Genomic DNA, 19,377 nt, shown 5'->3' on the forward strand with positions numbered 1-19,377 from the left:
CGGCGGAGAACCGGCGGGTAAAGGGAGACGGGGCCGGCAAGCCGACCCGCCGGGCGCAGCGGGCTGCGCCCCACCCTAATCATTATGGCTTATTTGATCGGTGTGGACGTGCCGTTGGCATGCCATTCGAACACGCCGAACTCGAAGCCTTTCAGATCGCCCTTGTCATCCCAGGTCAGCGGCCCCATCACGGTCTCCACCGGCTTGCCGGTTTTCAGATCCTTGACGATATCCGCCGGCTCCTGGCTGCCGCTGCGCTCCATGCCGGTGGTCAGCGACTGCAGCGCGGCATAGGTGGTCCAGACGAACGGGCCGGTCGGATCCAGCTTCTTGGCTTTCAATGCATCGACGATCGGCTGGTTGGCAGGCACCTGGTCGTAGCGTTTCGGCAGCGTCACCAGCATGCCTTCCGAAGCGGCTCCGGCGATGTTGGACAGCGAGGAGTTGCCCACGCCTTCCGGCCCCATGAAGCGGGTGGTCAACCCGGCCTGCTTGGCCTGACGCAGGATCTGGCCCATTTCCGGGTAGTAACCGCCGAAGTACACGAAGTCGATATTTTCTTTCTTCAGGCGCGCCACCAGGGTGGAGAAGTCTTTGTCGCCGGCGGTGATGCCTTCGAACATCGCCACTTCAGTGCCCTGTTTTTTCAGGCTGTCGCGCACCGAGCGCGCCAGGCCTTCGCCGTATTGCTGCTTGTCGTGTACCACGGCGATGCGCTTCGGCTTGATGTCGCTGAGGATGTATTTGGCGGCGGTCGGGCCCTGATCCGAGTCCAGGCCGGTAGTGCGCATGATCATCTTGTAGCCGCGGGTGGTGAGATCGGCGTTGGTGGCCGCCGGAGTAATCATGATCACGCCTTCGTCTTCATAGATATCGGACGCCGGCTGGGTGGACGAGGAGCACAGGTGGCCGATCACGTAGCGAATGCCGTCGTTGATCACCTTGTTGGCGACCGCAACCGCCTGTTTCGGGTCACAGGCGTCGTCGTATTCCACGCCGACCAGCTTGTCGCCCTTGATGCCGCCCTTGGCGTTGATGTCGGCAATCGCCTGGCGCGCGCCGGTAAACTCCATGTCGCCATACTGCGCAACCGGGCCGGACATCGCCCCGACGATCGCCACCTTGATGTCTTTCGCCATGGCCGCCTGGCTCATGGTCATCGCAATACAACCCGCCAGCAGTGCCTTACCTGTTGTTAATTTCATCCGCAAATCCCCATCTGTCGTTGTGAACGTACCTGTTGTGTTTGCCTGCGCCCGATCGTTATTGACCGCTTTTGTTATAAGTAATAATGATTTAGGCGTTTTGTCGGCATTATTTTCTAATAAGACTTTATTTTTCATGCCATTAAACAGGAATTTTCTTCTGCAAATCAACTTCATCCGGCAGAAACAAGCGGTGTAAACAGGATAAAATTCGAATTAAATCTGCGCTCTTTACCTTGAGGCGCAGTGCGTTGTGCTGGTTAACAATCCGTTTACTAACTATTTACTCGGAAAATGCCCCATGCAAAAAACATATTGCACAGTAATCGTACAGAAAAACTTACACAACGCTCTGCACAAGATCTATTACACTGTCGACATCATTTAGCTGCTCGGAAATTCTGCATGAAACTGACCATCGAGCGCCTGACCGCGCTGTCCCCGCAAGACCTTATCGACCTCGGTAAAATTTGGCCGCACCAGCAGCCGGAACAGTGGCAGCGCTGGCTAAGCGACGGCAGGGCGCTGTTCGCCGCCCGCTTCAACGAGCGTCTGCTGGGCGCGGTGAAAATTGCGCTGCAGGACGACCGCGCCGAACTGCAGGATCTGCTGGTGCGCGAAGTGACGCGCCGCCGCGGCGTCGGTCTTTACCTGGTGCAGGATGCGCAGCGTCAGCTGCCGCAGGTCGCCCACTGGCAGCTGTCGACCGCCGGTCTGGCGCCGCGCGAACGCGGGGAAGTCGATAACTTCATGCGCGCCTGCGGCTTTGCACCGCAGGGCGATCTCTGGCAAAAATGAAACGCCGGTTGGCGGCGCTGGTTTTGATTGCGCTGGGGTTGGCGGCCTGGTTCGCCGGGCATCAGCAGGCGCTGCGCCTGGCCTCAGGCTGGGATCAGCAGGTTTATGTCTGGCAGCGGGTGTGGACGCCGCAGCACGCCGATGCGCTGGCGCACAGCCGCGATCTGTTCAGCGGGGTGCGAGTGCTGGCGCTGCAGGTGCATCCGCGTGAAGGCTGGCGGGAAATCCCGGCCGATCTCAGCCTGCTGAAGCAGGACGGCCGCCCGCTCTGGCTGGTGGCGCGCCTCGACGGCCAGCTGCCGCAGCTGGACCAGGCGGCCATTATCCAGCGCCTGCTGGCGCTCACCCAGCGCTGGCAGGCGGCCGGGCTGCCCGTCACCGGCGTCGAGATCGATCATGACGCCGCCACCGCCCGCCTGCCGGACTACCAACGCTTTCTGCAGCGGTTACGCCAACGGCTGCCCGCCGCTGTGCAGCTCGGCATCACCGCCCTGCCGGCCTGGATCGGCTCGCCCGACCTGCCCGGCGTACTGCAACAGGCCGACAGCTCCGTCCTGCAGGTGCATGCGGTGCTCTCGCCGCAGCAGGGGCTGTTTGACGGCCCCTTGGCGCTACGCTGGGTGCGGCAGTACGCCGCCGTCACACCGAAGCCGTTTCGCGTCGCGCTGCCGGCTTATGGCATGGCGCTGCTGGGGTTTGATGCGCAGGGTGCGCAGGTGGAGAGCGAATCCTCGCTGCGCGTGGCGGGCAACGGCCGTGAGCTGACGGTCGCGCCGCAGCAGATCGCCGATTTTCTGCAAACGCTGGCGCAGCAAACGCCGCCCCGGCTGCGCGGCATTATCTGGTTCCGCTTGCCGCTGGCGGACGATCGGCGCGCCTGGTCGCTCGCCACGCTGCGAGAGGTGATCGAACGGCGGCCGCTGAATGTCGACTGGCAGGTAAAATTTAGGCCTCAGCCACAGCAAAACGGGCTGTATGATCTGATAATTCATAACAACGGGCCGGTGGACGCCCCGCTGCCGCAAGAAGTCATCATCCGCGCCGACGACTGCCTGGCGGCGGACGCGGTCGGCAACTACCGGCTGGAGTCCGCACCGCAACGGCAACGCTTTATTCGAATCAGCGGCGATCAGCTGCGCGCCGGACAATCCCGGCCGCTGGGCTGGCTGCGCTGCCAACAACTGACGCCAGGAGGCACCCTTGTCACACCTTGATACGCGCGCGGCACGGAACACCCGCCGCCTTCTTCCGCTGGCCATGCTGATCGGCGCCGCGCTGGCGCTGCCGCTGAACGGCTATGCCTGCGGCCCGGATTTTCCTAACCGGCTGCTGATCGACCGCAACGGCACCCTGCTGTATATGCCGGAGGGCAATTTCGCCTTCGAAGCCGGCCGGCTGGTGCCGATGGATAAACAGCTGCCGCACTGGCAAGCCCCGCCGCCGCCGATGCCGCCGAAACCGATGCCGCAATCGCCGGAAACGATCGCGATCGGCAAAATGCGCGCCGCCAAAACGGTGGAAGAGGCTGACGCCGTCAATACGCAGGGGTTGTCCAACGCTGCGCGTCTCTATCAACTGGGCGCCGTGGCTTTCGCCAGCCACGATCCGCGCGCCACTGACTATTTCCAGCAGGTGCTGAAGCTACCGGCCGCCGAGCAGGGCGACTGGGGACTGCGGGCGCAGTATTCGCTGGGGCGGGTACTGATGGCGGACCACGGGACGCCGGTGAATGAATCTGGTGAAACCGCCCCCCCCGCCGAGCATCCGCCAAAAGCCGCGCTTGAACAGGCGCTGGCGGCATTCCAGCAGGTGATCGATCGGGTGAAAAACGGCGTCGCCGATCCCGATCAGCTGGCGCTGAGCAGTCTTGGGCAACAGGCGCGCATTCACCTGTGGCTGGGTGACGTCGCCCCCGCCGCCCACCTGTACGCGCAACAGGCGGCGCAGGGCGATCCGAGCGGCGGGCAGTCGCTGCAGTACGTCTCCAGCCTCCTGGTCAATCCCGACCATTTGGACACGCTGAAGCAGGTTATCGGCGATCCGTTGATCCAGCAGCTGGTGACCATTGAGCTGTTCGCCCGCAGCGGCAACCTGCAAATGGCGGATACCGACGGCAACGGCCGCTCCGCGCAAATCATCAGCCAGATCCTGACGTTGCTGGACGGCTCAGTGAAAAGCGGCTTCGCCGGCAGCGATCGGCTGGCGGCGCTGGCTTACCGTTCGGGGCAATACCCGATGGCGGCGAGCCTGCTGAAAAACGCCGGCGACAGCGGCCTGGCGTGGTGGCTGCGCGCCAAAATGGCGCTGCGCGACGGCGACGTGAAAGCCGCCACCGCCGCCTACGCCAAGGCGGCAAGCGCGTTCCCCGCCGACGAAAGCTGGGGTGAACAGCGCAACGCCGACTTCGTCGCGGAAACCATCGTGCCCGAGTGCCGGGTGGCCGGCGAACAGGCCATCCTGGCGCTGAACCGCGGCGACTATCTGCAGGCGATGGATCTGCTGTATCGCGGCAAAGCGCTCTACTGGGCCGACGTGGCCGACGTGGCGGAGCGGGTGCTGACCGTCGATGAGTTGAAAGGCTTTGTCGATAAGCACGCCCCGGCGCCGACGACGCCGCTCAAGCCGGTAAACCCGGACGACTACGGCGGCCAGCAGATCACGCCGGAAGTGCAGCTGCGCGAACTGCTGGCGCGGCGGCTGATGCGCGTCGGACGCGCGCCGGAAGCGCTGGCCTATTTCGATATCCCCAACTACCGGCAAGCGGCGCAGCAGTATGCCGATGAGCTGAAGGCCGCCAAGGACAAATCCGCCGCGCCGCTGACGCGCGCGCAGGCTTACTATCGCGCCGCCAACCTGCTGCGCGCCCAGGGGCTGGAGTTTACCGGGTATGAGATGACGCCGGATTACGCCATCTATGGCGCCGGCTATTCCTATCTGGGGGATGCGTTCGATACTCGCGAGCTGAAGCATAAAAGCTGGATCGACAGCGTAGAAGCGGCGCGCGCCAAGGCGGCGCTACCGGAGGAAGACAACCGTTTCCTGCACTATCGCTGGCAGGCGGTGGGGCTGGCGCAACAGGCGGCCGATCTGCTGCCGCCGAAGAGCCAGGCCTATGCCGCCGTGCTGTGTAACGCCGCCAGCTGGGTTATCAAGCGCGACGCCAAAACCGGCCGCGCGCTTTATCAGCGCTATATCAACACCGGCACCCGTTATCCGTGGGCGGCGAAATTCGGCTACGACTGCCCGGCGCCGGACTTCGCCGCCGTGGCGCCATAACGCCGAATTTCAGGCACTAAAAAGCCCGGCTTGCCGGGCTTTTTTTATCGAATCTCGCATCGACTCAGGCTTCGATCGCCATTTTGAGTTTCTTCATGGCGTTCTTTTCCAGCTGGCGCACGCGTTCGGCGGAAACGCCGTACTGATCGGCCAGCTCCTGCAGCGTCGATTTGTTGTCGTCGTCCAGCCAACGGGCGCGAATGATATGCTGGCTGCGCTCGTCCAGACCTTCCAGCGCATAGGCCAGTTTGTCTGCGGCGTTGCTTTCCCAGTTATCTTCCTCGATGCCTTCGGCGAAGTCCGAGCTCTTGTCCTGCAGGTACAGCACCGGCGCCATCGACTGGCCATCGCGAGCCTCGTCGTCCGGAGTCGGATCGAACGTCATATCCTGCGCCGCCATGCGCGATTCCATCTCGCGCACGTCTTTGCTGGTTACGCCCAGCTCGCGGGCCACCAGTTCCACTTCGTCCTGGTTGAACCAGCCCAAACGCTGTTTGGTTTTGCGCAGGTTAAAGAACAGCTTGCGCTGCGCTTTGGTGGTCGCCACTTTCACGATGCGCCAGTTGCGCAATACGTACTCGTGGATTTCCGCCTTAATCCAATGCACCGCAAAGGAAACCAGACGCACGCCGACTTCAGGGTTGAAGCGGCGAACGGCTTTCATCAGGCCGATGTTGCCTTCCTGAATCAGATCCGCCTGCGGCAGACCATAGCCTGAATAGTTGCGGGCAATATGAGCGACAAAGCGCAGGTGAGACAGGATGAGCTGCTTAGCGGCATCCAGATCGCCCTGATAATGCAGCCGTTCAGCCAGCTCCCGCTCTTCCTCTGCCGTCAGCATCGGATAGGCGTTGGCTGCCCGGATATAGGCTTCCAAGCTACCTTGGGGTACTAAGGCTAAAGTTTGCATTTCTTTGGTCATTCAAACCCTCTCTATGAGAATACAAAATCATGCAGGTGATTATTACAGCGGGGAAATGATTGATTCTACGGCAGTTGCTGAAGCAAAAGCGGTTCCACACGCCGGACACCTTAACATTTGCTGCAATTTTTGACCGTACTCCGCCCTAGAAGTTCACCCTTTTTTGCAAGCATTGTCGCTGACAATACGTGACGAGGGTGCAGGCCGATAGGGAATTTGTGCGCTAAGAAGAGAGGGATGGTGCTGACTTCGCTTGAGGTCACTCTTCTCCCGCAACGCGATCAAAAGCAGCAGGAGAAGAGTATACCAAAAAAATCTTACTGTGGTGTAAATCGGCGTAAATGTTGCACCGTCGCCAACCAGGCGGCGATCCAGCCGATCATCGCGGAGATGATCAGCAGCAGCAGCGCCTCATCCCAGCCCAGCCCGTGCAAGGTGAAGGTAGTGCCGAACACTTTGGCCACGCCGGCGACCACCGACTCCAGCTGCCACACCAGCGCCCCGGACAGCACCAGCGACAGCAGCGCGCCGGCAAAGCCCAGCATCGCCCCGCCGTTGAGGAACGGCCGCAGGATAAAACCGTCTGTGGCGCCGATCAGTTTCATCACGTTGATGGTGTCGCGACGGCTGAAGATGCTCAGACGCACGCTGTTGCCGATCACCAGGAACACCGCCACAATCATCAGCACGCCGATGATCGCCGCAATCTGGCCCGCCAACCCGGTCAGCGCCGCCAGGCGGGCAAACCAGCTGTCATCCATACGCACTTCTTCGACGCCCTGCACCGCCGCCACGCGATCGCGCAGGGTGTTGAGGGTGTCCGAACTCTGGAAACTCAGCTTCGGCGTGACGATCGCCACCGCCGGCAACGGGTTCTCTTCCAGCATGTCCAGCGCGCCGCCAAAGCCCGACCAGTTGCGGAACTCGCCGCGCGCTTCTTCACGCGACAGGTAGTTCACCTTCTCCACGCCGGCTTCCGCCTTGATGGCGTCGAGCACTTTCAGCGCCGCGTCGTCATCGAGCGATTTATCCAGATAGACGGTCAGCTGCGGCGTCGGATACCACTGGCTGGCCGCGGTGCTGACGTTTTTCCACACGATATAGCACACGCTCGGCAGCGTCAGGGAAATGGCGATCACCATCACCGTCAGCAGCGTCGCCAACGGCTGACGCAGCATGTCTTTGATGGCATTCATCCAGGCGTAACGCCACTGTTCGCGCCAGCCGCCGCGCAGCGCCTTGCTCTTGGCGGTTTTTGCGTTATTGGCCATGGTGAGCGCCTCCTTGCATGCGGCCCTGGCTCAGCGTCAGGATGCGGTAATTGCGGCGGGCGATAAGCCCGGTGTCGTGCGTCGCCATCAGAACGGTCACGCCGACGCGATTGAATTCTTCAAACAGGCGCAGAATGCCTTCCGACAGCGCATCGTCCAGGTTACCGGTCGGTTCATCCGCCAGCAGCACCGCCGGCTTGTTCACCACCGCGCGGGCGATGCCCACGCGCTGCTGCTCACCGCCGGACAGCTGAATCGGGAAGTTCTTCGCTTTATCCAGCAAACCGACCTTGTCCAGCGCGGCGGAAACGCGGCGTCGGATATCTTCAGTGCTGGCGCCGGCGATGATCAGCGGCATCGCCACGTTGTCATACACCGTGCGATCCAGCAGCAAGTGGTGATCCTGGAAGATCATGCCGATCTGCCGACGCAGGAACGGCACCTCGCGGTTTTTCAAGCGGCTGATGTCGTGGCCGCCAAACCAGATGTGGCCGGCGCTGGGCCGTTCGATACCGCAAATCAGTTTCAGCAGGGTACTTTTCCCCGCGCCGGAATGGCCGGTCAGAAACGCCATCTCCGCCGGGCGCAGATGGAAATCGACCCCCTGCAGCGCTTGCCGTCCGCCCAGATAAGCTTTACTGACCTGTTCAAAGCGAATCATCCGTATTAATCCTCTCGGGCAAAAAGTGCCTCAATAAAATCGTCAGCCTTAAACGGCCGCAAATCTTCGATGCCTTCCCCGACGCCGATATAGCGGATCGGGATACCGAACTGATCGGCGATGGCGAAGATCACCCCGCCCTTGGCGGTACCGTCCAGTTTAGTCAGCGTGATGCCGGTTAAGCCCACGGCCTCATTAAATAATTTCGCCTGACTGACGGCATTCTGGCCGGTGCTGGCATCGAGCGTCAGCATAACCTCATGGGGGGCCTGGTCGTCCAGTTTTTTCATGACGCGGACGATCTTCTTCAGCTCTTCCATCAGGTGCGATTTGTTCTGCAGACGGCCGGCGGTATCGGCGATCAACACATCGATGCCGCGCGCCTTGGCGGCCTGCACCGCATCGAAGATCACCGAAGCGGAATCCGCGCCGGTATGCTGCGCCACCACCGGAATGCGGTTGCGTTCGCCCCACACCTGCAGCTGTTCCACCGCCGCGGCGCGGAAGGTGTCCCCCGCCGCCAGCATCACCGACTTGCCCTCCGCCTGGAACTGACGCGCCAGCTTGCCGATGGTGGTGGTTTTACCCACACCGTTCACGCCGACCATCAGGATGACATACGGGGTTTTCCCGCTGACATCCAGCGGCCGATCGACCTTGGCCAGAATTTCGGACATTTCCTCCTTCAGCTTGCCGTACAGCGCTTCGGCGTCTTTCAGCTGCTTGCGGCTGGCGTGCTGGGTCAGGGAGGTGATGATCTTGCGCGTGGTGTCCACGCCGACGTCGGCGATCAGCAGCTGTTCTTCCAGCTCGTCGAACAGGTCGTCGTCGATCTTTTTACCGCGGAACAGCCCCATAAAGCCGGAACCGAGGTTTTGCTTGGTCTTCAGCAGGCTGCGCTTCAGGCGCGCGAAGAAGCCCTCTTTGGTCGGGCGCTCCTGCTCTTGCGCAACGGCCGGCACGACAGGCTCCAGCGGCTCTTCTTCCGGCTCGGGCTCGATGACCGGCTCAGGTTCGACGACTGGCTCGGGTTCAACCACTGGCTCTGGCTCGACCACCGGCTCGGGTTCAACCACCGGCTCTGGCTCGACGACCGGCTCAGGTTCAACCACCGGCTCTGGCTCGACGACCGGCTCAGGTTCAACCACCGGCTCTGGCTCGACGACCGGCTCAGGTTCAACCACCGGCTCTGGCTCGACGACCGGCTCAGGTTCAACCACCGGCTCAGGCTCGACGACCGGCTCAGGTTCAACCACCGGCTCAGGCTCGACGACCGGCTCTGGCTCGACCACCGGCTCAGGCTCGACGACCGGCTCAGGTTCAACCACCGGCTCAGGCTCGACGACCGGCTCTGGCTCGACCACCGGTTGCTGCTGCGCCGCCACTTGCTCGGTGACGCTGACGATCTCTTCAGCTAACGCTTGCGGCGCCGCCGGATGTTCAGCCGCCGCCGGTAGGTTTTCCGCGATTTGTTCACCGGCCTGACCGTTATCCCACTCTCCCGGGGTGTCGACGGAGGCGGCAGGTTCAGATTCCTGGGCGGGGAGCTTGTCATCCAGCTTGGCGGCGGCCGGTTCAGCCGGCGTCTCCGCGGCCTGAGGTTCCGCCTGCTCTACCGACGGCTCAGGTTGCTGTTGCTCTTCTTCCTTTTCCTTCTGGCCAAAGCCCAGCCAGGAGAAAAACCCACGTTTCTTATCTTTTGCCATGTTATGACTCTACTCCGTACCGAAGGCTCGCTTACCCTCCATACCTGAAGGATATATGCTGACAATAATCCGCCGAGTCTATCACTTTCCCTCGCGCAGCAACACGCATCCGGCATGCTTTCCGGCGTGAAATCAGACAACAACGTTTTACCGTTCCCCCCGACGCCCGTCACCGGTAGAATAGGGACAACTTTTCGTTAACCTCGGCGGCCCCGCGCCGCGAAAGAAACCAAACAACGCTTATGACAAGACTCACGCCACGGGCAGCGGCCAAAAAACCGCCCCAGGCCGCAGCCGGACAGATCCGCATCATCGGCGGCCAATGGCGCGGCCGCAAACTCCCGGTGCCGAACAGCCCGGGGCTGCGCCCCACCACCGATCGGGTGCGCGAAACCCTGTTCAACTGGCTGGCGCCGGTGATTCAGGGCGCGCGCTGTCTGGACTGCTTCGCCGGCAGCGGCGCATTGGGGCTGGAAGCACTGTCGCGCTATGCCGGCAGCGCCACGCTGCTGGAATTCGAACGGCCGGTGGCGCAGCAGCTGGAAAGAAATCTGGCGCTGCTGCAGGGCAAAGGGGTGGTTATCAACACCAACGCGTTGAGCTGGCTGGCGGGTGACGGTCAACCGTTCGACGTGGTCTTCCTCGATCCGCCGTTTCGCAAAGGCCTGCTGGCGGAGACCGCCCTGTTGCTGGAACAGCGCGGCTGGCTGGCCGACGAGGCCTGGATCTATGTAGAAGCCGAGGCGGAAAGCGCCGCGGCGGACGTGCCTGCCAGCTGGCAGCTGCACCGGGAGAAGGTCGCCGGCCAGGTGGCCTATCGCCTTTATATTCGTTCGCAAGAGAAAACCGATCATGCTGATTAATCTGGGCCGCCTGCTGATGCTGTGCGTGTGGGGCTTCCTGCTCTCTAACCTGTTCCATCCATTTCCCAAGCCGCTGAAGTATTTCATCGACGTGGCGCTGTTCTTTATGGTGGTGATGCACGGCCTGCAGCTGGTGCTGTTGAAATCCACCCAGCCGAAGGATCAGCCGATCAGCTACTGGCAAGAGGCCAAGATCTTTATCTTTGGCGTGTTCGAGCTGCTGGCCTGGCAAAAGAAACAGCCGCCCATCAAGAAGAAGTGACCGCTACGGCTGAGCGGTGAACGAGACGAAGCGCGTGCCCTGCATGTTCAACGTGCCCTGCGCGCCTTTTTCAATCGGGTTGTACTGCCATTGCTTCAGCCGCAGCTGGATGTCTTCACCGCCCTGGTTCGGGCTGAACACCACCTCGTAATACATCGGCTCATTGACCAGCGGTTCGCGCTGCGGCGCACGGGTCTTGGCGACCGGCACCGCGCGTTTGTCGCTCACCGTCACCTGCAGACTGCGCATCGGCGCGCGATCGTTTTCCGCCTCCTGCTGGCGCTGTTTGAAGTAGCGTTGCGTGGCCAACACGGCGATCAACGCCATCACGGCGACAAAAAACAACGGTGGCTTACTCATCGGTTTCCCATTTCCTTCGCGGCTAAATCAGCGTAAACATAGCATTCTCAAGAAAGCATTGTCGATCGCCGGCAGGCTACCTACACTGAAATGAAGAAGTGACATGGGTGACAGTTTGGAGCCGGTGGTTGCGGCTCCCTCATACATAAGGAAGACATAAATGAGTTGGCCGTTCCTTGCCGTATTCTTTTCCGGTTGGCTGTTCGTCGACGCCTCTTACCGTGGGCCGCGCTGGCAGCGCTGGGTGTTCAAACCCGTCACGCTGCTGTTGCTGTTGCTGTTGGCCTGGCAGGCGCCGGTGCTCGGCGCGGCGGGTTATCTGATCGTACTCGGCCTGCTGGCGACGCTGATCGGCGACGCATTGCTCCTGTTGCCGCGCGAACGGGTGCTGTACGCCATCGGCGCCTTTTTCCTGTCCCACCTGCTGTACACCCTGAGTTTCGCCAGCCAGATGACGTTCAGCCTGTTCTGGCCGCTGCCGCTGGCGCTGCTGGCGATCGGCGCACTGCTGCTGGCCACCGTCTGGACCCGGCTGGAAGAGATGCGCTGGCCGATCGTTACCTACGTGGCGATGACGCTGCTGATGGTCTGGCTGGCGGGCGAACAATATTTCCTGCGCAGCACCGATTTCGGCTTCTCGCTGCTGATCGGCACCTCGCTGCTGCTGCTGGCCAACGTGGTTTGGCTGCTCAACCGCTACCGCTTCACCTTCCGCGCGGCGGACGCCATCGTGGCTTTCTGTTACTTCTCCGGCCACTTCCTGATCGTGCGTTCGCTCTACCTGTAGAGACCTGCCGCGGGTTCGGCGCGCCGAACCCGTTTCTTCATCAAGCCAGCGCTTTCAACGTCAAAGCCTCATCCGCACCCAGCTGATTGCGGTACAGATCGCCGTCGCGCGAGAAGAACGCCAGCGTGCTGCCATCCGCCCGCAGCAGGGCGATGCCGTCCGGCGCCGGGCGCCAGCCCACCACTTCCGCCGCAAACACGCTCTGCAAACAATGTTGCCGATCCACCAGCTGATAGCCGTTGGTCTCGCTTTGTTCATCCGCCAGAAACTCGATTTGGCATTGCCGTTCGCTGTCGGCCACCTGCCATTGTCCCGCCAGCGACTGCGCGGTCGGCAATGCCAAACTGCCGGCCATCACCGCGCTCGTCACCATCATGCCGCCCGCCGCCAAGGCGGTGCGCGCTAAAGTACCTTTCATACCGGGCTCCCGCATCACGCCCGGCCGAGACTGCGCCGGGCGTTCCGTTGCTGTGTTACACGATAAAGTCCGTGGCGACGTCTACCTGGCCGACGATTTTCACCAGGAAGTCCGGCGCCTGATGCCCACCGATGTTCACCGACAAATCGGTCACGTTGCTGGACGCGTTGTAGCTCAGCAGCGCCTCACCGGCCGTGCCGCTGAAGTGATCGACGAAGTGAATGAAATCGCTGCTCTGCGCTTCTTTATTGAAGAACGACAGGTCGATCTTGTCGATCCCCTTCTGGAAGTCGCGGATCCAGTCTGAAGCGCCCGGTGCGGAATCGCTGGCGGCAGAGAACACGAAGATGTCTTTGCCGGCACCGCCCCACAATTCATCCGCACCGCCGCCGCCGAACAGCACGTCGTTACCCGCGCCGCCTTTCAGCACGTTGTTGGCCGCGTTGCCGACGATCACGTCGTTGCCGGAACCGCCAATGGCGTTCTCAATGGTCACACCGGCGGCGATCGAGACGTTGCCCTTCAGGCCGCCCACGTCGGAGAACGATTTCTCGTTCAGGTTGATGCGCTGGTTAGCGGTGTAACCGGAGAAGTCGAAGGTATCGTTGCCGCCCGCATCCCAGGCCGCAAAGATCACTTTCTGCGAGTTGCTGGTGGTGCTGAGGAAGTCACGACCGGTATTGGAGTTAAAGCCGTACACGGTGTCGCCGGTGCGGGTCGACAGGTTGGCGCCATACAGATGCTGAATGGCGGCAATGTCATCCAGCAGCGGAGCCGCGGCATAGTGACCGCCGTTGTCGCCACCGGTATTGGTTTCACTCCAGTAGCTCATCAGGCTGAACTGGCGGGTATCTTCCGCATAGGTGACATCTCTATAGGTCGGGTTGCCCTCACCGGCGTTGTAGTCGCCCGGGTGGCTCAGGCCCAGCGCATGGCCAATCTCATGGGTGAACGTCTGGCGGCCGTAGTCTTCGGTCGCCGGATGCTTCACGTTGGATTGGTTGACGTTGTACCAGGTCTGGCCGCCCAAATCCTGGCCCTGCCAAATGGTGTTCGGCAGGAAGGCGTAGGCCTGGGTGCCGTAATCATAGTGGCCGGGACGATCCTGGCTGTAATTGCCGAAGGTGATATTGGCCTTTTGACCGGCCGCCACTTCGGTGAAGGTGATATTGGCGACGTCGGCCCAGGACTGCAGCGACAGCTTAGCCTGCTGCTGCTGTTCCGCGCTGAACTTGCTCAGCCCGGTGTCGCCGGCAACGTTGGTGGAAGAGAACTTATAGTCCGGGAACGAGAAGGTTAATTTGACCGGCTGGCCAAATACCTTGTAACCGTTCCAGGTTTGGTTCTCACGGGTAATAAACAGCCCAGCTTGCTCGTTAGAAAATGAATCCTTGCCATTAATCTGAATCCCGTTACCCCGCTCATGATAATGCAGCAGGTCGTCTACAGCATCGTAACCGGTTGTCGCGGCAGCGAGGCTGGATTCAGTAATTTCAATTGCCTTTTTAGTAGATTGCATTGGTTCGATTCCACTCATTACCTGATTGATATCAATCAGACAGATAGACATAACCTCCCCGTAAGCCACGGTTAATGAACCTCAAGCTTGCTGGAAGGGGCTTATGCGCCGTTACCGGCAGTGTGTTAGGTAGAATTAATGCATATATATCAGCAAATAAGATCACCATTAAAAATGGTAATCGATTCCAATTATAGGCAGGACCGTAAAACTGCACATAAAATAATCAACCATTTATTATCGCAACGAAAGTTTGTTATGCTGCTTTTTAGGCTTCTTTACAAAGCAAATGAAACTTGATGAGGATAAGTTGGCACCAAACTTCAATAGCAATGCGGCCTGCAGACTCAAGCGAATCATGCTGGCTTTACTCGGGGGAAAAGGTAAATTTTGCTAAAGCGTTATAGATTAATAACTCTTTATTATTAGGTCGGGCGATTTTTTAGTTTCTATAGGAATATTATTTTCTTATTTAAACTAACGGCAGCGAGCCTTTTCGCCCAAATAGGGGATAAGAAAAGCCGATATATTTAAATTCGCATTATTCATTATTGAATGATTCCCCCTTTCTACGCTTGAACGTCGTTAGCAATAATTCTCATCCGGCGCTTGACTCTGGAGTGGACTCCAGGGTGTAGAGTCAGTTGAGCAAACCCGTTTAACAGCCCGAAGGGGGACGTTATGCACAATCAGCAAAACCATAATCATCAGGAACATCACCACGCCGAAGGCGGATGCGGCTGCAACCACAGCCACAGCAAAACTCAACATGGCTGCAGCAGCGAACCGAAAAACGCCGCCGCACAGGCCGAACACGCCCACCATCATCACGATCATGGCGATAGCGGCTGCTGCACCGCCGCGCCCGACGATCCGGATGAGGAAAGCGACAGGCTGGCCGCCGCTCCCCCTTCCGGCAGCCAACGTTTCAGCTGGAAAGTCACCGGCATGGACTGCCCCAGCTGCGCCAAAAAAATCGAAAATGCCGTCACGGCACTTCCCGGCGTCGACAGCGCGCGCGTGTTGTTCGCCACCGAGAAACTGGTGGTCGACGTGCAGTCCGATATCAGCCTGCGGATCCAGGACGCGGTCGCCCAGGCCGGTTTTACCCTGCTCGGCGCTCAAACCGCCAAAACCGCCGCGCCGAAAACCTCACGCTTCGGCGAATTCGCGCCGCTGCTGCTGTTAACCACCCTGATGGTGGTCAGTTGGGCGCTGGATCGGGTTAACCCGGAGCTGGGCCGCATCGCCTTTATCGCCACCACGCTGGTCGGGTTGGCGCCGGTCGCCGCCAAGGCGCTGCGTTTGATTCGTTCCGGTACGCCGTTCGCCATCGAAACGCTGATGAGCGTGGCGGCCATCGGCGCGCTGTTCATCGGCGCCACCGCCGAAGCGGCGATGGTGCTGCTGCTGTTTATGGTCGGCGAACTGCTGGAATCCTACGCCGCCAACCGCGCACGGCGCGGGGTGACGGCACTGATGGAGCTGGTGCCTGAAGATGCGCTGCTGCTGCAAGGCACGGAACGCAAACGCGTGCCGGTCGCCAGCCTGCGCCCCGGCGACGTGATTGAAATCGCGCCCGGCGGGCGCCTGCCGGCCGACGCCGAGCTGCTCAATCCGTTCGCCAGCTTCGATGAAAGCGCCCTGACCGGCGAATCGGTGCCGGTCGAGCGCCAACAGGGTGAGAAAGTGGCCGCCGGCAGCCTGTCCGTCGATCAGGCGGCGCAGATGAAGGTGATCTCCGAGCCTGGCAAAAACGCCATCGACCGCATTTTGCAGCTGATTGAAGAGGCCGAAGAGCGCCGCGCGCCGATCGAACGCTTCCTCGATCGCTTCAGCCGCTACTACACCCCGGCCATTATGCTGCTGGCGGTCGCGGTGATCCTGGTACCGCCGCTGCTGTTCTCACAGCCGTGGGAGACCTGGATCTATCGCGGCCTGACGCTGCTGCTGATCGGCTGTCCATGCGCGCTGGTGATCTCAACGCCGGCGGCCATCACATCAGGGCTGGCGGCCGCCACGCGGCGCGGCGCGCTGATTAAAGGCGGCGCGGCGCTGGAGCAACTGGGCCAGATTCAAACCATCGCCTTCGATAAGACCGGCACCCTGACCGAAGGCAAGCCGACGGTCACCGACGTGCTGCCTATCGGCGCGCTGACCGAACAACGGCTGTTGCAGCTTGCCGCCGCGGTGGAAGCCGGTTCACATCACCCGCTGGCGCAGGCGATCATCAACCGCGCCGCCGCAAGCGGGGCTGAGTTGCCGCTGGCGCAGGCGCGCCGCGCGCTGGCCGGCGTCGGCGTGGAAGGGATCGTGGACGGCAAGACCGTGCTGATCAGTGCGCCGGGCAAGCTGGCGCCGGGCCTGCTCGCCACCCAATGGCAGAACCAGGTAGACAAGCTGGAAAACGCCGGTAAAACGGCGGTGGTGGTGCTGGAAGACGGCGCGCCCATCGGTTTGCTGGCGCTGCGCGATACGCTGCGCGGCGACGCCAGGCAGGCGATAGCCGAACTGAACGCGCTGGGCATTCGCGGCGTGATGCTGACCGGCGATAACCCGCGCGCCGCCGCGGCGATCGCCGGCGAGCTGGGCCTCGACTATCGCGCCGGTCTGCTGCCGGAAGATAAGGTCAGCGCGGTCACCGAACTGAGCGAACTGCGCCCGACGGCGATGATCGGCGACGGCATCAACGACGCCCCGGCGATGAAAGCCTCCAGCATCGGCATCGCCATGGGCAGCGGCACCGACGTGGCATTGGAAACCGCCGACGCCGCCCTGACCCACAATCGGCTGGTGGGCGTCGCGGAGATGATCCGCATCTCGCGCGCCACCCACGCCAATATCCGGCAAAACATCACCATCGCGCTGGGGTTGAAAGGGGTCTTCCTGATCACCAGCCTGCTGGGGCTGACCGGGCTGTGGCTGGCGGTGCTGGCCGACTCCGGCGCCACCGCGCTGGTCACCGCCAACGCGCTGCGGCTATTGAGAAAGCGCAGCTAAGTTTGGAAACAAACACGGGCGCGGCATACCGCGCCCGTTGTCATTTGGGGGAGGGAACTTTTAACTCGGCCGCGCCGCCGTTAGACGCCTTTACGCAGCAGATAACGGTATGGCGCCTGCTCGGTCTCCTGCGCCACCAGCGTGTGCTCCATAAAGCGGCAGAACCCCGGGATATCGCGGGTGGTGGCCGGATCGTCGGCGATAATCAGCAGCGTTTCGCCGTTGTCCATATGGCGCACGGTTTTGCGCACCATCATCACCGGTTCCGGGCAACGCAGCCCCAGCGCGTCGAGCGTCTGGTCTGCCTGGGCAAATAAGTCAGTCATGCAATTTTTCTCGTTCAAAAACGATCGGCGAACGCTCGCCGCATCTCATTAGCGCCTAGTTTACGCCGGTAGTTTTTCTGCGCAAGATGCGTTAACGTTTGCGTTAAATTTAACCATTGCATTGGTTGCGCAAACGCGTATCATGCCGCCGCGCAGCGTTTTTTGCTGTTTTGACAAGACACACTGGGTTCCCTCACCCCACTGCTAAAAAGGCTACAACATGTATTCGTTTACCGCACAGCAGCGCTTCACCGCGTTGGTCTGGCTTTCGCTGTTTCATATCGCCATCATTACCTCCAGCAACTACCTGGTGCAGCTGCCGATCACCGTTTTCGGCTTCCATACCACCTGGGGCGCCTTTACCTTCCCGTTTATCTTCCTGGCGACCGATCTGACCGTACGCATTTTCGGCGCGCCGCTGGCGCGACGCATTATCCTGGCGGTGATGGTGCCGGCGCTGTTCATCTCTTATGTGATCTCCACCGTCACCTATCAGGGAGAATGGCAGGGCTTCGCGGCGCTGAGCAGTTTTAACCTGTTCGTGGCGCGCATCGCCGTCGCCAGCTTTATGGCCTATGTGCTCGGCCAGATCCTCGACGTACACGTCTTCAACCGCCTGCGCCAACGCAGCGCCTGGTGGGTGGCGCCGGCGGCGGCGATGTTCCTCGGCAACATCAGCGATACGCTGGCGTTCTTCTTCATCGCCTTTTATAAGAGCAGCGATCCCTTCATGGCCAACAACTGGGTGGAGATCGCGCTGGTGGATTACAGCTTCAAGGTGATGATCTGCCTGCTGTTCTTCCTGCCGATGTACGGCGTGTTGCTGAACATGCTGCTCAAACGCATCGCGGCGCGCAGCGGCGGCCTGCAGCCGGGCTGAGTCGTGTTATTCTGGGCGGCCTTATCCTTTGGAGGCCGCTCATGACCCCAATCGTCCGCACCGCCACGCTCGAAGACATCCACCGCCTTTACCAACGCATCCCCGAATTCGGCGGCCTGCATAGCCTGGCCGATCTGCAGCAACGTATCGGCGCCGCCCCCGCCAGCCTGTTGATCGCCGAGATAGCCGGACAGCCGGCCGGTTTCAAACTCGGTTATCAACGGCAGGAAACGGTGTTTTACAGCTGGCTGGGCGGCGTGCTGCCGGCATTTCGTCGCCACGGCGTGGCGCAGGCCTTGTTGGCTGAACAGGAACGTTGGGCGCGGGCGCAGGGCTATCGGCAACTGACGGTCAAAACCCGTAACCGGTTCCGCGCCATGCTGACGATGCTGATCGCCCACCACTATCAGATTGTTCAGCTGGAAAAGAAAGGCGAAGTGGCTGATTATCGGCTATTACTGGAAAAAAACTTGTGACAACATCTGCCTTGCATTTCAACCTGGAATAGGTTGCGATACGACAGTGAATCCCTACCGGAAAGGAAGAAGGAAGCCCGATGCGTAAAGTAGCGAAATTGATGGGTATCAGCCTGCTGGCGCTTGGCCTCGCGGCCTGCGACGGCGAAACCAAAGACACCAAGGCAGCGCCAGACGGCGCGGCGGCCAGCGCGCCGGCCGGGCAGCAGGTGAGCCTGCTGGACGGTAAACTGGCGTTCACCCTGCCGGTCGGCATGGCGGATCAGAGCGGCAAGCTGGGCAACCAGGCCAACAACATGCATGTTTACGCAGACAGCACCGGTCAGCGCGCGGTGATCGTCATCTTGGGCGACAAGACCGCCGACAGCCTGGAGACTCTGGCCAAACGCCTGGAGAATACCCAGCGCGCGCGTGACGCCAACCTGCAGGTGATCACCAACAAGGCGCTCGACGTCAACGGCGTGCCGCTGCGTCAGCTGGACAGCATCATCACCAGCGGCGGTGAAAAGGCTTATTCTTCCGTCCTGATCGGTTCGCTGAACAACAACATGCTGACCATCCAGGTAACGCTGCCGGCAGACAATCAGCAGCAGGCGCAGACTGAAGCCGAAGGCATCATCTCTACCTTGAAGCTGAAACAGTAATCC

19 protein-coding genes are annotated in these 19,377 nt (G+C 61.0%); 10 read left to right on the forward strand and 9 right to left on the reverse strand.

The window, feature by feature from the left end; genetic code table 11:
* Positions 1 to 89: 89 nt before the first annotated feature.
* A complete protein-coding gene (locus CRO23_RS22785; RefSeq protein ID WP_097102984.1) occupies positions 90 to 1,205 on the reverse strand; it encodes a branched-chain amino acid ABC transporter substrate-binding protein in 1,116 nt (371 codons plus the stop codon).
* Between the two features lie 405 nt (positions 1,206 to 1,610).
* Here CRO23_RS22785 and panM point away from each other — a divergent pair, with 405 nt between their 5' ends.
* The 3 genes from panM to CRO23_RS22800 are packed head-to-tail and all read left to right on the forward strand — an operon-like array spanning position 1,611 to position 5,279.
* Positions 1,611 to 2,003, forward strand: a complete 393-nt coding sequence (gene panM / locus CRO23_RS22790; RefSeq protein WP_016929466.1) for an aspartate 1-decarboxylase autocleavage activator PanM — start codon at positions 1,611 to 1,613, stop codon at positions 2,001 to 2,003.
* The gene (locus CRO23_RS22795) at positions 2,000 to 3,217 is read left to right on the forward strand and encodes a DUF3142 domain-containing protein (protein WP_097102986.1); all 1,218 of its coding nucleotides are present in this window, start codon (positions 2,000 to 2,002) and stop codon (positions 3,215 to 3,217) included. The genes panM and CRO23_RS22795 overlap by 4 nt, the downstream gene beginning before the upstream one ends.
* Positions 3,218 to 3,260: 43 nt before the next feature.
* Positions 3,261 to 5,279: a hypothetical protein gene (locus tag CRO23_RS22800; protein ID WP_097102988.1), complete on the forward strand. Its 2,019-nt coding sequence runs from the start codon at positions 3,261 to 3,263 to the stop codon at positions 5,277 to 5,279.
* A gap of 64 nt (positions 5,280 to 5,343) precedes the next feature.
* Here the strand turns inward: CRO23_RS22800 and rpoH are convergent, their stop codons facing one another.
* From rpoH to ftsY, 4 genes are all read right to left on the reverse strand, one after another.
* Positions 5,344 to 6,201 (reverse strand): RNA polymerase sigma factor RpoH, encoded by an 858-nt coding sequence (gene rpoH / locus CRO23_RS22805; RefSeq protein ID WP_004934345.1) that lies wholly within the window; start codon positions 6,199 to 6,201, stop codon positions 5,344 to 5,346.
* Between the two features lie 317 nt (positions 6,202 to 6,518).
* Complete coding sequence (gene ftsX, locus CRO23_RS22810; RefSeq protein ID WP_004934340.1) at positions 6,519 to 7,472, reverse strand: permease-like cell division protein FtsX; 954 nt, start codon at positions 7,470 to 7,472, stop codon at positions 6,519 to 6,521.
* Positions 7,462 to 8,133, reverse strand: coding sequence for a cell division ATP-binding protein FtsE (gene ftsE / locus CRO23_RS22815; RefSeq protein WP_004934337.1), 672 nt, complete (start codon positions 8,131 to 8,133; stop codon positions 7,462 to 7,464). The genes ftsX and ftsE overlap by 11 nt, the downstream gene beginning before the upstream one ends.
* A gap of 5 nt (positions 8,134 to 8,138) precedes the next feature.
* Positions 8,139 to 9,839 carry a signal recognition particle-docking protein FtsY gene (gene ftsY / locus CRO23_RS22820; RefSeq protein ID WP_079452299.1) on the reverse strand — a complete coding sequence of 567 codons (1,701 nt, stop codon included), beginning with the start codon at positions 9,837 to 9,839 and terminating at the stop codon, positions 8,139 to 8,141.
* Positions 9,840 to 10,081: 242 nt separating this feature from the next.
* Between ftsY and rsmD the strand changes: the two genes are divergently transcribed.
* Together rsmD and CRO23_RS22830 are read left to right on the forward strand one after the other, a co-directional pair.
* Complete coding sequence (rsmD, locus tag CRO23_RS22825; RefSeq protein ID WP_097102990.1) at positions 10,082 to 10,702, forward strand: 16S rRNA (guanine(966)-N(2))-methyltransferase; 621 nt, start codon at positions 10,082 to 10,084, stop codon at positions 10,700 to 10,702.
* Positions 10,692 to 10,964 (forward strand): DUF1145 family protein, encoded by a 273-nt coding sequence (locus tag CRO23_RS22830; protein WP_004934327.1) that lies wholly within the window; start codon positions 10,692 to 10,694, stop codon positions 10,962 to 10,964. The genes rsmD and CRO23_RS22830 overlap by 11 nt, the downstream gene beginning before the upstream one ends.
* A 3-nt stretch (positions 10,965 to 10,967) precedes the next feature.
* On the opposite strand, the gene CRO23_RS22835 is transcribed toward CRO23_RS22830, so the two are convergent.
* Positions 10,968 to 11,324 (reverse strand): DUF2500 domain-containing protein, encoded by a 357-nt coding sequence (locus CRO23_RS22835; protein ID WP_028127633.1) that lies wholly within the window; start codon positions 11,322 to 11,324, stop codon positions 10,968 to 10,970.
* 160 nt (positions 11,325 to 11,484) lie between these two features.
* Here CRO23_RS22835 and CRO23_RS22840 point away from each other — a divergent pair, with 160 nt between their 5' ends.
* Positions 11,485 to 12,111 carry a lysoplasmalogenase gene (locus tag CRO23_RS22840; protein ID WP_016929474.1) on the forward strand — a complete coding sequence of 209 codons (627 nt, stop codon included), beginning with the start codon at positions 11,485 to 11,487 and terminating at the stop codon, positions 12,109 to 12,111.
* Between the two features lie 40 nt (positions 12,112 to 12,151).
* On the opposite strand, the gene CRO23_RS22845 is transcribed toward CRO23_RS22840, so the two are convergent.
* On the reverse strand, positions 12,152 to 12,529 hold the full coding sequence (locus CRO23_RS22845; protein WP_016929475.1) for an AprI/Inh family metalloprotease inhibitor: 378 nt from the start codon (positions 12,527 to 12,529) through the stop codon (positions 12,152 to 12,154).
* 55 nt (positions 12,530 to 12,584) lie between these two features.
* The gene (locus CRO23_RS22850; protein ID WP_016929476.1) at positions 12,585 to 14,048 is read right to left on the reverse strand and encodes a serralysin family metalloprotease; all 1,464 of its coding nucleotides are present in this window, start codon (positions 14,046 to 14,048) and stop codon (positions 12,585 to 12,587) included.
* A gap of 681 nt (positions 14,049 to 14,729) precedes the next feature.
* On the opposite strand from CRO23_RS22850, the gene CRO23_RS22855 reads away from it, so the two are divergent.
* Entirely contained in the window at positions 14,730 to 17,048 is a 2,319-nt protein-coding gene (locus CRO23_RS22855) for a zinc/cadmium/mercury/lead-transporting ATPase (RefSeq protein ID WP_097102992.1), read from the forward strand.
* Positions 17,049 to 17,128: 80 nt separating this feature from the next.
* Here the strand turns inward: CRO23_RS22855 and tusA are convergent, their stop codons facing one another.
* A complete protein-coding gene (gene tusA / locus CRO23_RS22860; RefSeq protein ID WP_025304890.1) occupies positions 17,129 to 17,374 on the reverse strand; it encodes a sulfurtransferase TusA in 246 nt (81 codons plus the stop codon).
* A 220-nt stretch (positions 17,375 to 17,594) separates the two neighbouring features.
* Between tusA and CRO23_RS22865 the strand changes: the two genes are divergently transcribed.
* From CRO23_RS22865 to CRO23_RS22875, 3 genes are all read left to right on the forward strand, one after another.
* The gene (locus tag CRO23_RS22865; RefSeq protein ID WP_016929479.1) at positions 17,595 to 18,254 is read left to right on the forward strand and encodes a 7-cyano-7-deazaguanine/7-aminomethyl-7-deazaguanine transporter; all 660 of its coding nucleotides are present in this window, start codon (positions 17,595 to 17,597) and stop codon (positions 18,252 to 18,254) included.
* Positions 18,255 to 18,295: 41 nt separating this feature from the next.
* A complete protein-coding gene (locus CRO23_RS22870; protein ID WP_016929480.1) occupies positions 18,296 to 18,730 on the forward strand; it encodes a GNAT family N-acetyltransferase in 435 nt (144 codons plus the stop codon).
* 80 nt (positions 18,731 to 18,810) lie between these two features.
* Complete coding sequence (locus tag CRO23_RS22875) at positions 18,811 to 19,374, forward strand: DcrB family lipoprotein (protein ID WP_016929481.1); 564 nt, start codon at positions 18,811 to 18,813, stop codon at positions 19,372 to 19,374.
* Positions 19,375 to 19,377 lie beyond the last annotated feature (3 nt).

The sequence above is a fragment of the Serratia sp. JKS296 genome (assembly GCF_900215445.1).
GTDB classification, from domain to species: Bacteria; Pseudomonadota; Gammaproteobacteria; order Enterobacterales; family Enterobacteriaceae; genus Serratia; species Serratia marcescens.

What these genes read in the sequence shown, in the direction of transcription:
- panM (WP_016929466.1), top strand. Translation starts at nt 1,611, where the DNA reads ATGAAACTGACCATCGAGCGCCTGACCGCGCTGTCCCCGCAAGACCTT.
- tusA (WP_025304890.1), bottom strand. Translation starts at nt 17,374, where the DNA reads ATGACTGACTTATTTGCCCAGGCAGACCAGACGCTCGACGCGCTGGGG.
- CRO23_RS22800 (WP_097102988.1), top strand. Translation starts at nt 3,261, where the DNA reads ATGCTGATCGGCGCCGCGCTGGCGCTGCCGCTGAACGGCTATGCCTGC.
- rsmD (WP_097102990.1), top strand. Translation starts at nt 10,082, where the DNA reads ATGACAAGACTCACGCCACGGGCAGCGGCCAAAAAACCGCCCCAGGCC.
- CRO23_RS22855 (WP_097102992.1), top strand. Translation starts at nt 14,730, where the DNA reads ATGCACAATCAGCAAAACCATAATCATCAGGAACATCACCACGCCGAA.
- ftsE (WP_004934337.1), bottom strand. Translation starts at nt 8,133, where the DNA reads ATGATTCGCTTTGAACAGGTCAGTAAAGCTTATCTGGGCGGACGGCAA.
- ftsY (WP_079452299.1), bottom strand. Translation starts at nt 9,839, where the DNA reads ATGGCAAAAGATAAGAAACGTGGGTTTTTCTCCTGGCTGGGCTTTGGC.
- CRO23_RS22875 (WP_016929481.1), top strand. Translation starts at nt 18,811, where the DNA reads ATGCGTAAAGTAGCGAAATTGATGGGTATCAGCCTGCTGGCGCTTGGC.
- CRO23_RS22830 (WP_004934327.1), top strand. Translation starts at nt 10,692, where the DNA reads ATGCTGATTAATCTGGGCCGCCTGCTGATGCTGTGCGTGTGGGGCTTC.
- CRO23_RS22870 (WP_016929480.1), top strand. Translation starts at nt 18,296, where the DNA reads ATGACCCCAATCGTCCGCACCGCCACGCTCGAAGACATCCACCGCCTT.
- CRO23_RS22865 (WP_016929479.1), top strand. Translation starts at nt 17,595, where the DNA reads ATGTATTCGTTTACCGCACAGCAGCGCTTCACCGCGTTGGTCTGGCTT.
- CRO23_RS22785 (WP_097102984.1), bottom strand. Translation starts at nt 1,205, where the DNA reads ATGAAATTAACAACAGGTAAGGCACTGCTGGCGGGTTGTATTGCGATG.
- ftsX (WP_004934340.1), bottom strand. Translation starts at nt 7,472, where the DNA reads ATGGCCAATAACGCAAAAACCGCCAAGAGCAAGGCGCTGCGCGGCGGC.
- rpoH (WP_004934345.1), bottom strand. Translation starts at nt 6,201, where the DNA reads ATGACCAAAGAAATGCAAACTTTAGCCTTAGTACCCCAAGGTAGCTTG.
- CRO23_RS22835 (WP_028127633.1), bottom strand. Translation starts at nt 11,324, where the DNA reads ATGAGTAAGCCACCGTTGTTTTTTGTCGCCGTGATGGCGTTGATCGCC.
- CRO23_RS22845 (WP_016929475.1), bottom strand. Translation starts at nt 12,529, where the DNA reads ATGAAAGGTACTTTAGCGCGCACCGCCTTGGCGGCGGGCGGCATGATG.
- CRO23_RS22840 (WP_016929474.1), top strand. Translation starts at nt 11,485, where the DNA reads ATGAGTTGGCCGTTCCTTGCCGTATTCTTTTCCGGTTGGCTGTTCGTC.
- CRO23_RS22850 (WP_016929476.1), bottom strand. Translation starts at nt 14,048, where the DNA reads ATGCAATCTACTAAAAAGGCAATTGAAATTACTGAATCCAGCCTCGCT.
- CRO23_RS22795 (WP_097102986.1), top strand. Translation starts at nt 2,000, where the DNA reads ATGAAACGCCGGTTGGCGGCGCTGGTTTTGATTGCGCTGGGGTTGGCG.